Source organism: Kitasatospora arboriphila (genome assembly GCF_039528095.1).
GTDB classification, from domain to species: Bacteria; Actinomycetota; Actinomycetes; order Streptomycetales; family Streptomycetaceae; genus Kitasatospora; species Kitasatospora arboriphila.
Map to the genome: position 1 here is coordinate 1 of NZ_BAAALD010000144.1, position 13,647 is coordinate 13,647.

Annotated in this window: 14 protein-coding genes and 3 pseudogenes; 9 read left to right on the forward strand and 8 right to left on the reverse strand. The window is 72.6% G+C overall.

Annotated elements, in window-relative coordinates; all coding sequences use genetic code 11:
* Positions 1 to 72 precede the first annotated feature (72 nt).
* Positions 73 to 321, reverse strand: a pseudogene (locus ABD353_RS37215) (transposase); the annotation flags it as partial.
* Between the two features lie 583 nt (positions 322 to 904).
* Between ABD353_RS37215 and ABD353_RS37220 the strand changes: the two are divergent.
* The 3 genes from ABD353_RS37220 to ABD353_RS37230 all read left to right on the forward strand — a co-directional run bounded on the left by ABD353_RS37220 (position 905) and on the right by ABD353_RS37230 (position 2,797).
* Positions 905 to 1,243: a hypothetical protein gene (locus ABD353_RS37220; protein ID WP_344628156.1), complete on the forward strand. Its 339-nt coding sequence runs from the start codon at positions 905 to 907 to the stop codon at positions 1,241 to 1,243.
* A gap of 401 nt (positions 1,244 to 1,644) precedes the next feature.
* Positions 1,645 to 1,971 (forward strand): hypothetical protein, encoded by a 327-nt coding sequence (locus ABD353_RS37225; protein ID WP_344628157.1) that lies wholly within the window; start codon positions 1,645 to 1,647, stop codon positions 1,969 to 1,971.
* A gap of 364 nt (positions 1,972 to 2,335) precedes the next feature.
* Positions 2,336 to 2,797, forward strand: a complete 462-nt coding sequence (locus ABD353_RS37230) for an SsgA family sporulation/cell division regulator (RefSeq protein ID WP_344628158.1) — start codon at positions 2,336 to 2,338, stop codon at positions 2,795 to 2,797.
* Positions 2,798 to 3,498: 701 nt separating this feature from the next.
* Here the strand turns inward: ABD353_RS37230 and ABD353_RS37235 are convergent.
* Positions 3,499 to 3,894, reverse strand: coding sequence for a nuclear transport factor 2 family protein (locus tag ABD353_RS37235; RefSeq protein ID WP_344628159.1), 396 nt, complete (start codon positions 3,892 to 3,894; stop codon positions 3,499 to 3,501).
* Between the two features lie 340 nt (positions 3,895 to 4,234).
* On the opposite strand from ABD353_RS37235, the gene ABD353_RS37240 reads away from it, so the two are divergent.
* The 3 genes from ABD353_RS37240 (at position 4,235) to ABD353_RS37250 (ending at position 5,690) form a co-directional block, all read left to right on the forward strand.
* Positions 4,235 to 4,423 carry a hypothetical protein gene (locus ABD353_RS37240; RefSeq protein WP_344628160.1) on the forward strand — a complete coding sequence of 63 codons (189 nt, stop codon included), beginning with the start codon at positions 4,235 to 4,237 and terminating at the stop codon, positions 4,421 to 4,423.
* A gap of 380 nt (positions 4,424 to 4,803) precedes the next feature.
* A complete protein-coding gene (locus ABD353_RS37245; RefSeq protein WP_344628161.1) occupies positions 4,804 to 5,334 on the forward strand; it encodes a hypothetical protein in 531 nt (176 codons plus the stop codon).
* A 20-nt stretch (positions 5,335 to 5,354) separates the two neighbouring features.
* Positions 5,355 to 5,690: a hypothetical protein gene (locus tag ABD353_RS37250; protein WP_344628162.1), complete on the forward strand. Its 336-nt coding sequence runs from the start codon at positions 5,355 to 5,357 to the stop codon at positions 5,688 to 5,690.
* A gap of 229 nt (positions 5,691 to 5,919) precedes the next feature.
* Here the strand turns inward: ABD353_RS37250 and ABD353_RS37255 are convergent, their stop codons facing one another.
* Together ABD353_RS37255 and ABD353_RS37260 are read right to left on the reverse strand one after the other, a co-directional pair.
* Positions 5,920 to 7,533 carry a lipopolysaccharide biosynthesis protein gene (locus tag ABD353_RS37255; protein ID WP_344628163.1) on the reverse strand — a complete coding sequence of 538 codons (1,614 nt, stop codon included), beginning with the start codon at positions 7,531 to 7,533 and terminating at the stop codon, positions 5,920 to 5,922.
* 1,575 nt (positions 7,534 to 9,108) lie between these two features.
* Complete coding sequence (locus tag ABD353_RS37260) at positions 9,109 to 9,255, reverse strand: DNA ligase-like domain-containing protein (protein ID WP_344628164.1); 147 nt, start codon at positions 9,253 to 9,255, stop codon at positions 9,109 to 9,111.
* Between the two features lie 111 nt (positions 9,256 to 9,366).
* Here ABD353_RS37260 and ABD353_RS37265 point away from each other — a divergent pair, with 111 nt between their 5' ends.
* The gene (locus ABD353_RS37265) at positions 9,367 to 9,522 is read left to right on the forward strand and encodes an ATP-binding protein (RefSeq protein WP_344628165.1); all 156 of its coding nucleotides are present in this window, start codon (positions 9,367 to 9,369) and stop codon (positions 9,520 to 9,522) included.
* Positions 9,523 to 9,617: 95 nt separating this feature from the next.
* Here ABD353_RS37265 and ABD353_RS37270 read toward each other — a convergent pair whose 3' ends face one another.
* Positions 9,618 to 10,343 carry a TetR/AcrR family transcriptional regulator gene (locus tag ABD353_RS37270; protein WP_344628166.1) on the reverse strand — a complete coding sequence of 242 codons (726 nt, stop codon included), beginning with the start codon at positions 10,341 to 10,343 and terminating at the stop codon, positions 9,618 to 9,620.
* Between the two features lie 97 nt (positions 10,344 to 10,440).
* Here ABD353_RS37270 and ABD353_RS37275 point away from each other — a divergent pair, with 97 nt between their 5' ends.
* Both ABD353_RS37275 and ABD353_RS37280 read left to right on the forward strand, forming a co-directional pair.
* Positions 10,441 to 11,526: an alpha/beta fold hydrolase gene (locus tag ABD353_RS37275; RefSeq protein WP_344628167.1), complete on the forward strand. Its 1,086-nt coding sequence runs from the start codon at positions 10,441 to 10,443 to the stop codon at positions 11,524 to 11,526.
* Between the two features lie 163 nt (positions 11,527 to 11,689).
* Positions 11,690 to 12,184 (forward strand): cupin domain-containing protein, encoded by a 495-nt coding sequence (locus ABD353_RS37280; RefSeq protein ID WP_344628168.1) that lies wholly within the window; start codon positions 11,690 to 11,692, stop codon positions 12,182 to 12,184.
* A 342-nt stretch (positions 12,185 to 12,526) separates the two neighbouring features.
* Here ABD353_RS37280 and ABD353_RS37285 read toward each other — a convergent pair.
* The 3 genes and pseudogenes from ABD353_RS37285 to ABD353_RS37295 form a co-directional block, all read right to left on the reverse strand.
* Positions 12,527 to 12,690, reverse strand: a pseudogene (locus tag ABD353_RS37285) (DUF4389 domain-containing protein); the annotation flags it as partial.
* Positions 12,691 to 12,748: 58 nt separating this feature from the next.
* Positions 12,749 to 13,069: pseudogene (locus tag ABD353_RS37290) on the reverse strand (type II toxin-antitoxin system RelE/ParE family toxin); the annotation flags it as partial.
* Positions 13,050 to 13,418 (reverse strand): hypothetical protein, encoded by a 369-nt coding sequence (locus ABD353_RS37295; protein ID WP_344628169.1) that lies wholly within the window; start codon positions 13,416 to 13,418, stop codon positions 13,050 to 13,052. The gene ABD353_RS37295 and the pseudogene ABD353_RS37290, both read right to left, overlap by 20 nt.
* Positions 13,419 to 13,647: the final 229 nt, after the last annotated feature.

Genomic DNA, 13,647 nt, shown 5'->3' on the forward strand with positions numbered 1-13,647 from the left:
CCACAACTCGTCCGGCACCAGCCGCTCCACAATCGTCACGCAAGCAGCCTACAAGGCCAAATGAGATGACTTCTGAAGCTGGGTGAGGACCCGGTGCCAGGTACCATCCCGTTGCCACCGGCGGAACAGGTCGTAGATTCGGCCCCACGGCCCGCACTCGACGGGTACGTCCCGCCACGGAACACCGGTCCGGACCCGGAACCGTATGCCGTCGATCAACTGCCGCCGAGACCAGACAGGCGGCCGACCTGCCTTCACGCCCTTCGGCAGCAAAGGCTCCAGCGCCGCCCACTGCTTGTCCGTGAGATCTCCCCGCCCCATGAACGGTGATCATGGGGCGCCTCAAGATCCACTTTCGACACACGACCTAGCCCTACGGTCGCCCGGCCGGCCCGGCCGGCGTCAGGGCGCGCAACACGGCCGGTTGATGAATCTCGCCGACGCGCGCGGGAGGGCAGCGCTCCGAAGGGTGGATTGACGATTCCGCGAAGAGCACGCCCGGGCCGTCCACGTCGACCGCCGTCACGGCACCGGGCCGGTCGGCGACGAGGATGTGGCGCCGCGGTCGGGATGTGTGCGCCCGGCCGCCCCCGAAGGGCGGCGCCCACCGCCCGCCACCGCCGAGGGGGGGTTAGCGGGCCGGACAGTGGGCGCCGCGCGCCCCGCACGGGGCGCCCACCCGGATACAACGAGCGGGCCGGCCCGCAGGCACGGCGACCGTGCCACCCGGCCCGGCACCGGCCAGGAGCCTGCCGTCACGGGATGCCGCGTCCGGCGGCCGGGGAACCGGGCCCGTCCAGCACCCGCCCCCGGCCGGCAGGGGGCCGGTCGGCCCGACCGGTCGGCCCATGCCCGCGCCCCGCCAGCAGAGGAGACTCGCCACAGGGATGCGAGAGGCGGCGACATGCGATTGGACGAGGAGCAGGACCGCGCGCGGCACCTGATCGACGCCTACTACGCGGAACGCAAAGCCGGCGCTGCCGATGACGGCGACCGGCGCGAGACGGCCGCCCTCCTGCGCGAACACGAGCTGTGGCAACACCGGGGCCGCCTGCAGCCCGACGCCGTCCCGCTGATCCGGCTGTGGGCCGTGGACCGCGCCCTCACCGCCCTGGAACAGGCCCACGCCGGCGAACCGATGCCCGACGCCGTCACCGACCACCACCTCCTCAACCGCTGGCTGGAACGCACCCACGGCCCGAACAGCGCCGCGAGCCCGGCAGGGCCGACCACACGCGGATGACCGCCACCGCCCGCGGGCGACCACCACCGTTCTCCCGAGGGATGTTCATCGTCGGCGCCAGCCGTGCCCCCGCCGGGTTCGAGCACTCCTCCGAGGTGGCCATCGGCCAGCGCCACGGCGCCGGAACGGGCGCACCCAGCCAATGGCTCCTGCGGCACACGGGACTTCGCCGCCTGGCGCGCACTCACCGTGCTCCTCCTCGGTGATCACGTCGCTCTCGAGTTCTGTCGGGCGTCCGGGCCAAAGTGGCGTCCAGGCTGCGCGCCGGGATCCGACGGCGTGCGCACGACTCGTCCGCGCCCGCACTTCCCCGCTGCGCGGAGTAGACACAGCATGTGGGCGGAATGGTGACTCCGGGCCGCCGCGCGGGCGCGGGCCACACCGCGCAGGACGGAGCACCCATGGTGGCTGCCATCGGACGACAAGGACTCATCGAACGAATCGCAGAAGAACTCGCCTGGTGGGGCTGTCCGGTACCCGACGACCCGGGCATCGGCGAGCTCACCGCCCTCACCGCCCTCACCGCACAGGCCGCCGCCCAACGCGCCCGCGCCATCGACTCGCGTATGCGCGATGCCGCGGCCGTGATCGAGATAGCCGCAGTCCCCCTCGCCGCCTGCGACCGCCTGCACGGCGCCGCTCCGCAGATCCAACGCTGGCACCTGGCGCAGGCCCTGCGCACACTGGCCGACGCACGCACCCGTCTCGCAACAATGGCCGAGCAATGACCTCCGCGCGGCAGCCGAGCGGTGGTGACCAACGCCGCCCCGGTGCGCAGCGCCGGGCCTCCTGCGGGTGCGGCCGGACGGGTGGCCTGTTCGGCGGCCGGCTGGGCGCGTCGGGACGGTGGCCCCGGAAGGGTTCACTCGTTGGTCAGGGTGTGATGAGCATTTCTGGCCCCGCTGCCCGCAGCGTACCGGTCCCGAACGACCCGTTCCTGTCCGCCGCGCTCGCAGCCCCGTGGCACCGTGGCGGACGAACCGTCCGCGAAGTTGTCGACCTGCCATGGCATCGCCGCGTCCTGCCCAGTGTGCCTGGCGTCCGCGGGCAGCAGGCGCCCGCCGGGCGCTGCGTAGCCTGGAGGGCCGAGTCATGAGCGGTGGTGACATTCCGCAGGTTCCACATCCGCGCACTCCCGTCGGCGGATGCGCGATGCCACTGGTGTTGTGGGCCGCACCGCAGGACAGGTACGGGGTGGAGGTGGCCGCCCGGCTGCGCTACGACGCGGCCGAGCCGTATGCGGCGTTCCTGGACTGCCACATCAATCTTCCGCAGCCGATCACCTGGGCCTTTGCGCGCTCGCTGCTGTCCGCGGGCGCGCTTGCGCCCGTCGGGATCGGTGACGTCCGGGTACGTCCCGGCAGCATCCTGGGCCGTCCTGCGGTCCTGATCTCTCTGACCGGCGAACACGGCACCGTTCACCTGTGGGCTGCAGCCGACGACGTACAGCAGTTCCTCGCCCACACTCGCCGCATCGTCGACGTCGGCAGGGAAAGCGAACACCTCGACCTCGACCGGCTCCTGCAGCAGCTCCTCGACCACCCGGACGCCTGACCACCGGCTCGCACGCAGGTCCCCGCGGGCGAGGGTCTGCTGATCAGCCGCTCACGCACGCCGGGCCTGCACCAGCGGTCCGAGCAAGCAGCCCCAGATTTTGCAACTCCTCGACCGGGCGTGCGGCCACGCCGCTCGAGGCAGACCCTGGTGATCACAGAGCGCGGCAACTACGTGACCGTGCAGGGCCTGCACCTGTCTCGTGACAGGGCTCCCCGCAGTGCCTATGTGCGCGACCGCGAAGTTGCACGCGCTTGCTGCGACGCGGTGCTGCCCCCGCCGAAGACCCGGTCTCCGGCCCCGTGGCCCGCGTGCGCATCCCGGTCCGTGTCCCCCTCGGCCTGCACGGCTCCTGGCTGCCCACTGAGGAGCCCCGGCCCGGTCGCGGGCTTCCGGGTCGCAGCGCACGCATGCCTCGGCAAGGTACCCGCCACGCCTTCGGACTCGGCTCCGCTACCCCACGCAACAGCCCCTGCAGATCACTGCACGGCGGCCGAGGGGCGACACGAGCGGCGGTGGCCGGTCTGCGGCGCCGATCAGTCCCAGAACCAGGCCCTCGTCGCGCGGGACAGCTGACCCAGCCCGCCGGCGCCGGCATCCGGGTCCAGGCGCCGCTCCCGGGTAACCGCGCGGCCCGCCCTAGTTCCTCTTCCCAGTGGCCAGGTTCTGCGGCCGACAGGTGAGCCGCAGATTTCAAACGGTCAGCCCCAGAACTCGTCGCCAACCGACAGGTCGCCGACGCACTCGTCCAGGTCGGTGACCTTCTCGCCGACGATCCTGAACATGATCCCGCCCATGGCGTCAAGCTGCTTGTCCCCGCGTTCGGCGGTGGCACGGTGCACCGACATCACATGGCCGCGGCCGTCGACGAACAGGTTCTGCAGTTCCACCTTGAAAGACCCTGCGCTCTCGGTGCCGAGCCGCTGGTAGTACTCCAGAACCGCGTTCAGCCCCTTGTGGTCACCGGAGAGCATGTGGTTGCCGGGAACGTGGTGGGTCACGTCCTTGGCGAGGATCTCGGACAGGGCGGTCATGTCCCCGCGGGAGAACGCTTCGTACCCCTTGCGCACCAGCGCGATGTGTGGGTGCTCGGTCATGTCGGATCACCTCTCCGGCCTCAACTCCCTGCCTCAAGCCTGCCACCGCCCCTGCGGCACGACGACCCGGCAGCACACTCGGCCCTCATCTCGGTCAGCCGGTGCGGGAGGAGGGCCGCGGGATCGGTTCGGGGCCGTGGATCGGCTGAGCGCTCACCTGTTCCTCCTCCGGCGCCCAGGACACCGTACGGAAATGGGTGACGCGCCGACCGCGGTAGTCGCGGGCAAGGGGTCTGTCCCCGGGATTGCAGGTGGACGCCTGCGCGTACCTACGGCTCGGCCGTCGTGACTTCGCCAGCCGCAAGGCCGACAGTGAAGGGTGGGGGTTGCGACGAGCGAGATGATCATCGTGGAGTACAGCCGGAGCGAAGTCGTTGCCGTACTGCGAAGGGCCGGGTACTGGGAAGAAGCAGAAGAGGCTCAGCGTGTGCTGCCGGATCCGGTCGATCTGGACCGCCTCGCGGCCTGGGGCCAGAAGCACGGAATCACCAGGGACGGGCTCATCAGCCGGATGGGCGGCAGCTCCTGAGCTGGGAGTTGCCCAGAAGCCGGGCCACCGGCTGCGCCTACTGGGTTGGGTGTCCGCCGCACGGGGTCGTTGGGGGCGTGCACCGGTGTTTCGCTGTCCCGGCGGCGACAGGCGGGGAGAGGCTGTCCCTGCCGGTGGACGGTGACGGCATCTCCGGGTCCGCCGTGCACGGTGCGGTCGCCGGCCTTCTGACTGACGGACTCGGCGGCCGCACCCACCTGTCTGGGCTCGCTCCTTGGCCGCCGACCCCGTCCGGCTGCAGGACGCTTCTCCTACCCGGCCTTGGGCTTGCGACCCGCCCTGTTCGGCCAACCCCGCGTTCACCTGGGCGGCCGGGTCCCGGTCGCAGGGCGTGGCGTGTCCGGGTCAGGCTGGCCTTCATGGACGACACACGCCAGATCGACGTCCCCACCGTCACAATCGAGGTCCCCACCATCGCAGCCGTCGGCGCCGACGGTCCATGTGCCGTCGTGCGAGTGGATCCCACCGTGGTCACGGTGGCCCTCGCGGTGCTCGACCAGTACCCGGTCCTGCTGCCGGGGGCACCCGCGCCGGAGACGGCCGACACGGTGACGCATAGCCTTCGCGCGGCCCTGGCCCAAGCCGGCATCCGGCCTCCGAGCGGCCGGCCCCACGCGGCTGGGGTCGCACCCGACGAGTTGGGCCGCCGCGGCCGGGACCGCCTCGCCGCACGCATCGAATCTGTGATGACCTGCGCAGGTCCTGCCAGCGGCCGGGTACCAGTCCAGTGCGCTGTGGTGGCCGAGACGGTGGCGCACCTTCGGCCCATCGCGGGGCGGTTCGGCGGCGAGCCGCTCGCCGCCGCCACCCGCCGGCTGTGGGAGCAGCTGTACCTGCGCCTGCCGCTCACCGCGCTCGCCGCCAGGACGACGCCGGGCGGCACACCGTGACAACACTCCAGGCTGACGGCATGGCGGCCGGGGCGCGGCGGGCGGAGGAGCTCGGCCGCGTGCTGGCCAAGGCCCGGGCCCACCCGTTCTGCGCCGGACGCTACGGGCGCGGCGTCCTGGCGGGGCTGCACTGGGCGATGGGCCACCCGGTGCCCGCCCCCATCACTGCGGTGACGTCGCCGGCCGGGGCACCGCACCGTGTGCAGCTCCGCGCGGAGGCGGATGCCGCCCTGGTCGAGCTCCTCGGGCACGGCGGCCGCACGGTGCCGTTGGACTACGCCCGCGGGGTCTACGAGGTCCTCGCCTGGTCGTGCGGCCACCGCACGGAACCGCCCTCCACCGGTCCCGCCTCGTAGCCCGCACCCCCCGAGGGGGAGACTCCCCGCCCGCCCCGCCCGCCCCGCCCGGCCGCTCGGCCGCTCGGCCGCTCGGCCGCTCGGCTCTCCACGGTGTGTCAGCGCCGGGGCTCATGGCCGGTCTCGTCATGCTGGGCCCATGCCGGAACGTTTTTTCGCTCGCCCCCTGCGGCGGCTACGTCGTGCATGGCGGCGGGCCGTCCGCGCGCTGCGCCGCCGTCTCACGCCCTCACCCCCGCCCGCCGGCCCCGAGGCCTTCGGCTCCCCCGGCACGTGTCGCTGCGGGGCGCAGCCAACCCGGCATGTGCTGGACAGTGGCGCCGTCGTCGACGTCACGCCCCACACCGCCCGCTGCCCGGTGTGGCGCCTGGGCGCGTCCGCACCCGGTGAGGCCGCGCCTACACAGCCGCCGAGCGGTGAACGCCGCTGATCCCGGGTGGGCGGGGGCGGGGCAGGGGCAGGGGCAGGGGCAGGGGCGGTGGCGGGGGCGCGGGTTCAGGTTCGGTGCGGGCGGTTGGTCAGCCAGCGTGGGGCGGTGGCGGCCAGGGCGAGCGCGAGGACACTGGCGGTGGCCAGCCAGGCGGCGCCGACGCCGGTGAGGCCGTAGCGGGGCATCAGCAGCAGGGTGAGGCCCAGCAGCAGGCCGGGCGAAGGCGAGCTGCAGGCCGGTCAGGAAGGCCAGGGCCTGGCGGACCCGGGCGACGTGGACGGCGACGCCGAACAGCACGTTCGGCACCGCGGACAGCGCCATCAGCCGCAGCACGGTCGTGCCGTGGACGGCGTAGTCAGTGCCGAACAGGTCGAGGATCCCGGGTGCTGCGGCCACGGTGACGGCGGTGGCTGGGGTGATCAGGAGTGCGGTGTGGCGGAGCATGTGGCGGGCGTGTTCGGCGAGGCGGTGGGGTTCGGCGGCGCCCTCCACCGTCAGGGACTGGCCCACGGCGTAGGCGGCCTGGTACAGGGTGTCGGTGACCACATACGCCAGCGAGTAGTAGGCGGTCTCCTCCACACCCAGGCGGCCGAGCACGAGCAGCGGCAGGGACTTGGAGACGGCGGTCTGGCCGAGCTGGCCGACGTAGTCCGCCACGGCGTAGCGGGCCATCCGCTCCGGCCGGGCAGTGGCGGCGCCGACGCTGGTGTCCATGCTGCCGGGGGTGTGGCGGGCGGGGGTGTGGCGTGCGGGTAGGGCGCGGGCGAACAGGACCACGTTCGCGACCGTCACGGCGAGGACGAGGCCGGCGGCCCAGGACAGCAGGATCCCGGTGCTGATGGCCAGGGCGGCGCACAGGGCCAGGGCGAGGGCCTTCGCGACGGCGAAGACCAGGTTCTCGCCGAGCACCCAGCCGGGTCGGCGCAGGCCGGTCAGGGCGCCGTCCTGCAGCACGAAGACCGTGTAGGCGGAGGTGGCGGCGATGAACAGGATCGCCGACCAGGGTGCGCGCAGCTCCGTCAGACCGGGTGAGAGGTGCGGGGCGAGGAGGACGAAGCCGGTCGCCACCACCGCGCCGGTCGCGGTGGAGATCGTGTAGCAGCGCACCACCAGCCGGCGGCCGCGCTGGCCTGCCGTGGGCAGGAACCGGACCAGGACGTCGCCGAGGTTGAGGGAGCCGAGGGTGGCCAGCAGCATCGCCGCCGACAGCAGGGCGTAGCTGCGTCCGACCGTGGCGGTGGTGAACCAGCGGGCCGCGAGCAGCCAGAACAGCGCGCCGAGTCCGGCGGCCACCACGGCGCTCGCGGCCAGGATCCGGCCGTTGCGCACCAGCGGCGTCCCGGCCGCCGGCCCGGTCCCATTCTCGCGGCGCCGCCGCACCCGGGCGAGCGGCGCACCGATCTTCTCTCTCACGCCTGGTGCGCCTTCCGTGGCTTCGGGCGGGCCGGGCGGGCCTTGCGTCTGGTCGATGCGGCCGGCCGCTCCGGGCGTGGGGTTGTGCGTTCGTTCTTGGGGCGCGGGCCTGGGTGTGGAACCGTCGCCGTCGGGTCGTCCGGCCCGAACAGCGGCCGGCCCATCGGGACCCTGCGCATTGTCTTGCACCGGGTGCAGCGCACCGTGCCGCCGGGCTTGGCTCTCGTGCCCTGAGTGTCGTGCCCGCAGGTCGCGCATGTGGGCAGGACGAAGACCGGAAGGAGGAGAGCGAAGGGTTCAGGCATGGACAAACCGTGCCAGGCTCGGCGCTACCCGCACCTGAACCCACGCCCGGTGTCGGCGGCGGTTGAACCGTGACCCGGCTCCGTCGGTTGAGTTCGGCAACCCGTCCGGCCACAGCCTCAAACGGCCGAGGCGGCAGTGCCCGGGCCGATGGCACGACCAGGGCACTGCCGGGCGGCGCGTCAACGCCCTGGTGACCAGTCAACCGGGCTACAGGGGCCGCGGTCGGCAGCGACACTCGCCGAACGTTGGATCCGGCGGCCCATCGGCGGGCGACGGCCCCGCTTGCTGCCCATGGGTGGCCCCTGTCCGCACCCGCGGTCGGGTGACGCCTCCGGGCGGTGGCCCAAACCGGCGCGCACACGATCAGGGACCGCCAGCCCACCGCCGACGGCCCCTGACCTCCTGGCCTCACATCGACGCCAACTCTCACCAGCAGCGACCGCCACCAGCCGCTCGAAGCGGCCCTCCCGGACCTCGACCACGCCGGTGGTGACCGGCGCTTCGGCCGCCGCCGAGGACACGAAGCCGCTCTCCCACGCATCCACCGCGAGCGTGGTGTAGTGGCCCTCGCCCACCTCGACGATCACCTCCGCCACCACGCTGCCGCCGTCCGTCTCCCGCACCGCCAACGCCCACAGCATCGGCCCCTCGCCCGCAGCACCCGTCACACCACACCAACGACCCGCCCCGCCGACAGCACGGGCCTTGCCGCACCGACCGGCCGCGCAGCGGCACGGGGAATGAGATGATCGGCACGGCTCCCGGGATTCATGCCATTGCCTCCCCGGGAGCCACTCGCGTCCGCGCCGACACCCCCTCAACGCCGTTTACCGGCAGCGGGCGCGGCCGTCGGGCCGAACGCGGCGCAGCGGTCGGGGCGAGGGCGAGGTGGGGCACAGGCGCGCAAGGATGTCGCCGGGCACCGCTGCGCCGTGGGGCGGGGTTCAGTCGGGCAGGCGGAGGCGGATCTAGCGGACTTCGCCGTGGCGGCCGCTGCCGGCCAGCACCTCGACGACGGTCTGCGATTCGGCGACCCAGTGGATCCGCGCGGCGGGTCCGGCGGTGGCCGGGTCGAGCCGGCCGGCGACCGCGGCGGCGACCTGCTGAGCCTACGGTCCGGTCAGGCGCGGGTGGTGACTTCCTGACGGCCATCGGGCAGGCGCACCAGGCACGCCTTCGGCCACGTGACGGGGCCGGTGATGCCGACCAGGTCTGCGTCGGTGGTGTCGGCGTGCCGGACCTTCCACCAGCCGGCCCAGCGCCGGGCACCTACCGGCCCTCCAGCGTCTTCACGACCAGGCCCTCGACCCCGAAGGGCTGCATCTGCTCCAGCCAGCGCAGCGCCTCGGCGCGGTCGCTGGTGGCGACGATCTGCTGCAGCGGCGGCCGCACCTCCGCCATCAGCCGCGACAGCACCTCCCACCGCTCCCGGGCGGTGCGGGCGCGCAGGTCCCGGCCGGGCTCCGCGAGGATCCCGGCCCGACCTGCCTGGACCTCGAGTACGACGGCACCACACTGCGCATCACGGTGACCGACCCGTTGGCGGCCCCGTCCCGCCCGCGGCCCCACGAGCCGGACCACGGCCACGGCCACGGCATGTTCATCGTGAAGCGCCTCGCCTCCGCCTGGGGCCACCGCCCGTGCGGGACGGACAAGGAGGTCTGGGCCGAGTTCACCGCGTGACGGCCACGGTGCCGCAGCAGCCAGCCCGCGAGGCACCCCACCGCACCCGCACCCGCCTCCGGCGTCTCCGCCTGCGAGGGCCCGGCGCGGCCCGTTCAGGGGTGGTCGATCAGGTGGGCGACGCCATCGAGGATGCGCTCCAGGCCGAAGTCGAGCGGGTCGCCGTGCTGGGGATCGAAGGCGCCGGCGGCGATGGCGGCCGCGAGCGCGGGGAAGCGGTGCCCGTGGCGCTCCAGTACCTCGGCGGCGAGCCGGTTCCACTCCTCGTTGCCTTCCTCGTCCGCATGGACGAGCTGCTGGGCGAGGCTTCGGATGTGGCCGATCACCAGCAGGACGGTGTCGTGCTGCTGGGCGGCCGTGAGTCCGGCCGGGGCGAGCGCGGCCAGCGCGGCGTCGAGCCAGGCGAGCTGGTTGGGGCCCATGAGCTGTCGGCGCATGGCGGCGGCGGTCAGGATCCACGGGTGGCGACGGTAGATCGCCCAGCACTGACGGGCCCACTCGGTGAGTCCGGCGCGCCAGCCGTCCGCGTCGGCGACGGAGCCGGAGGGAACCCCGAGGGCGGAGTCGACCATCAGGTCGGTCAGTTCGGCCTTGCCGGGGAAGTACCGGTACAGCGCCATGGTGGTGACGCCCAGGTCGGCGGCGACGCGCTGCATCGACACCGCGTCCAGGCCCTCGGCGTCGGCGATCGCGATGGCGCCGGCGACGATGCGCTCCGCGGTCAACGAGGGCTTCGGGCCGCGCCGGGGCTGCTCCTGCTCTCCCCACAGCAGCGCGAGGCTGGCCTTCGGGTCGCGCTTCTTGTCCTTGCTCGCGGCCATGTCCCGGCTCCTTGGGGGCGGTGGTTGACGCTCCTTCAGAACTGTGTATAGCATACACTCAATTGCGTATCCGATAAACAGTTTAGGAGAGTCAACTGTGATCACCGCCCTACTCATCGCCTCTGCCGCCACGCTTGCCGCGCCCGTCGCCGGCGCCCTCGGCCACCGCTGGCTCAAGCAGGCCGCGGGCGCGCGGCTGATGCGCATCGATGCGCCCACCGGCATCGACGAGCAGGGCTTCGTGCGCATCGGGGGCATCGAACAGTGGATCTCGGTCCGCGGGGAGCATCGCGACAACCCCGTCGTGCTGGAGATCCACGGCGGACCCGGCGCCTCCAACGCCATCTACGGACCGCTCACCCGGGCCTGGGAGAAGCACTTCACCATCGTCCGCTGGGACATGCGCGGCACCGGCAAAACCCTGCACCGCTCCGGCGCCGATCACCAGGGCGAACTGAGCTTCGCCCGGCTGTACGAGGACGCCGTCGAGGTCACCCACCACATACGGACCAGGCTGGACGTCGACCGGGTCGTCCTGGTCGCCAACTCCTTCGGCAGCACCTTCGGACTGCGCCTGGCCCGCCAGTACCCCAACCTCTACTCCGCCTACGTCGGCACCGACCAGAACATCAACGACGCCGGCCGCGACGACACCGCCCACCTCACGCTGCTCACCCGGCTGCACGCCGCCGGCAAGCACAAGGAGCTCGCCGCCCTCGAGGAGATGGGCCCCGACGCGCGGACCTGGACCTCCGAGCAGCACGCCGCCTACGCGAAGATCGCGGCCACCAGCGACCCGCTGACCTTCTCCACCATGAAGGCCGTGGTCATGAAGTCGCTCTGGTTCTCACCCCTGCACTCGCTGCGCGAGCTCGGCGCCCTCGGCAAGGGCATGAAGCTCTCCGAGCAGATCCTCCCCGCCACCGCCGGCTTCGACGACTGGGCCGACGGCACCAGCTTCGACCTTCCGTTCTTCATCTTCCAAGGCGACCAGGACGTCCTCACCCCCACCGACCGCGCCAAGCGGTTCTTCGACGACGTGCAGGCCCCGGTGAAGGACTTCGCCCTGATCGAGGACGCGAGCCACTTCGCATCCTTCCGCCACCCCGAGCAGTTCCTGCACCTCATGCTGACCAAGGTCCGCCCCCTGGTCACGAACCAGGGGCAGGCCGCGGCCAAGTGACGGGACCGAAGACGAGGGCCCGGCCCCCGCCGGCCCCAGAGAGTGAACCCATGGATTGCCATCAGGAAGGAACCATTTCATGGGTCTTTTCCCGCCATACAGATGGTGGACACAAGGCCGGAAGGGAACTCCGAAACGGCCACCGAACTGGGGAGACACCACCATGAGCACCAACATGCTGAAGCCCGTTTTGACCCGTGCCACCGAGGCGGAGACGACCAGTGACCCGAGCACGATGACCCTGCTGGCCGACTACGGGACCGACGGCAGCCCGATCACCAGCTACCGCTCCACGTTCGCCAAGGGCGCGGTCGGGGCCCCGGCCCACTTCCACACCCGGGCCTCGGAACTGTTCTTCGTCATCGGCGGCGCTCTCCAGGTGCTGGTGGACGACGAGGTAAAGACCCTCAACGAGGGCGACTTCCTGCTCGTCCCGCCGCACACCCCGCACGCCTTCGCCGCAGCCCCGGGCTGCGAAGCCGACATGCTGTTCACCTTCACGCCCGGCATGCCGCGCTTCGACTACCTGCGTCTGCTCGGCCGGGTGATGCGCGGCGAGGCGAGCCCGCAGGAGATCAAGGACTCCTCCGAGCTGTACGACAACCACTACGTCGACAGCCCGCTGTGGCGCGCCACGCTCGAGGCCGCGGCCGAGTAGGCCCGGCTCCGCGCGGCCGCCTGGAGGCGTGGTCGTTGCCCCTCGATGCCATCGAGGCCACCGCCCGGCGGATCACCGCCGGCACGGTGGCCGACCCGGCCGAGCCCGCGCGGATGAGCCTGCCGGGATCGGGTGGCCGGTCCTGTTGCTGCGGTCGGGTGACAGCGGGCCCGGGCGGTCCTTCCGCGCGGTGCGTCCGCTGCTCGCCGGGGTGACCGTCCATCTGGCACCGACGTAGGCGGGGTGCTGCTCCCAGCCGTCGGTGGCCAGCGGCCACCGGCTGTGCACGTCGCTCGCCCTCACCGTCCGGCTTCCTTCGCGGTCCTCCTCCACACATCATGCTCCCCCGGGGAGGAAGCCGAGGACGGCGTAGTGCGGGAGCGCCAGCAGCCACCACTTGACCAGCACCAGCCACCGGGACAGCCGTTCCGGCGGGCGACCGCGAGTGTGGCGGGGTAGTCGGGCTCCTCCCCGAAGCTGAACGGCGGGTAGCGGTCGGCGCCGAGGGTGGTGCGCCTCGCACGCCGTCTTCGCCCGGTAGGCGGGGTCCTTCTCCCGCCGCTCAATGTCGGCGCGCTTGCGGAACGCGGTCAGCAGCACGGCCGGCCGCCGGTCGCTCGGGAACCAGAACGTCACCTGGTACGGCTTGGGCCGCAGCTCCAGCACCCCGTGTTCGAGGCGCTTCGCATAGGGCTCGGTCAGCTCGCGGCCCTTGACCGCCAGCCGCTCGGCGAAGCGCAGCACCGCGGCGAACTCGGCATCGGCGAGAGTCTCCAGCCTGCGGCGGACTTCGTCCTCGACCTCGATGTCGTACAGGTCGACGCCCGCGGCAAGTTCCTCGCGGACGCTGACCAGCCAGCGGTGCCTACGCGCGGGCGTCGCCACCGGCGGCCACCTCCAGCTCCCGCAGCTCGGTCTCGACGCGCTGCTGGTCGGCGGGCTCGCTCACCGCGGGCAAGACCGCCACTGCCGCGCCCGCCCGCAAGCGGGCGACGGCGAAGCGCACCACCGCAGCTTCCACCACCTCGCCGGCCGCCGCCAAGAAGACCACCACGACCAAGGCTGCCGCTGCCAAGGAGAACACCACCGCGGTGGAGAAAACCGCGCTGCCCACCAAAAAGACCACGCCTCGGAAGGCCACCACGGTGGCGAAGAAGACGGCGACGCCCGCAAGGAAGACCGCACCAGCAGCCAAGAAGGCGGCGCCGGCCAAGCGGGCCGCGCGTCGCACCACCGCCTGATGGACCACAGGGCGGCGCCCGGCACCGATGTACCGGGGCGCGGCCCTGGTCACTACGCCGGCCCTGCCGGCTACCGGTCGCAGGGACCGGCAGCCGGGCGGATCGAGCCGAGAGCCTGGCACTACGAAGGCGGCCGAGGTCAACGGTTCGGCTCGATCGGCTCGCTAAGGGCGTCCGCCAGTAGGTCATCGGATGCGAGGGCTTCGTGGGCGGGTGTCCCAC

Excerpts from the sequence above, each read along its gene's own strand:
- ABD353_RS37240 (WP_344628160.1), top strand. The coding sequence starts at position 4,235 with ATGATCATCGTGGAGTACAGCCGGAGCGAAGTCGTTGCCGTACTGCGA.
- ABD353_RS37220 (WP_344628156.1), top strand. The coding sequence starts at position 905 with ATGCGATTGGACGAGGAGCAGGACCGCGCGCGGCACCTGATCGACGCC.
- ABD353_RS37235 (WP_344628159.1), bottom strand. The coding sequence starts at position 3,894 with ATGACCGAGCACCCACACATCGCGCTGGTGCGCAAGGGGTACGAAGCG.
- ABD353_RS37230 (WP_344628158.1), top strand. The coding sequence starts at position 2,336 with ATGAGCGGTGGTGACATTCCGCAGGTTCCACATCCGCGCACTCCCGTC.
- ABD353_RS37280 (WP_344628168.1), top strand. The coding sequence starts at position 11,690 with ATGAGCACCAACATGCTGAAGCCCGTTTTGACCCGTGCCACCGAGGCG.
- ABD353_RS37250 (WP_344628162.1), top strand. The coding sequence starts at position 5,355 with ATGGCGGCCGGGGCGCGGCGGGCGGAGGAGCTCGGCCGCGTGCTGGCC.
- ABD353_RS37245 (WP_344628161.1), top strand. The coding sequence starts at position 4,804 with ATGGACGACACACGCCAGATCGACGTCCCCACCGTCACAATCGAGGTC.
- ABD353_RS37270 (WP_344628166.1), bottom strand. The coding sequence starts at position 10,343 with ATGGCCGCGAGCAAGGACAAGAAGCGCGACCCGAAGGCCAGCCTCGCG.
- ABD353_RS37225 (WP_344628157.1), top strand. The coding sequence starts at position 1,645 with ATGGTGGCTGCCATCGGACGACAAGGACTCATCGAACGAATCGCAGAA.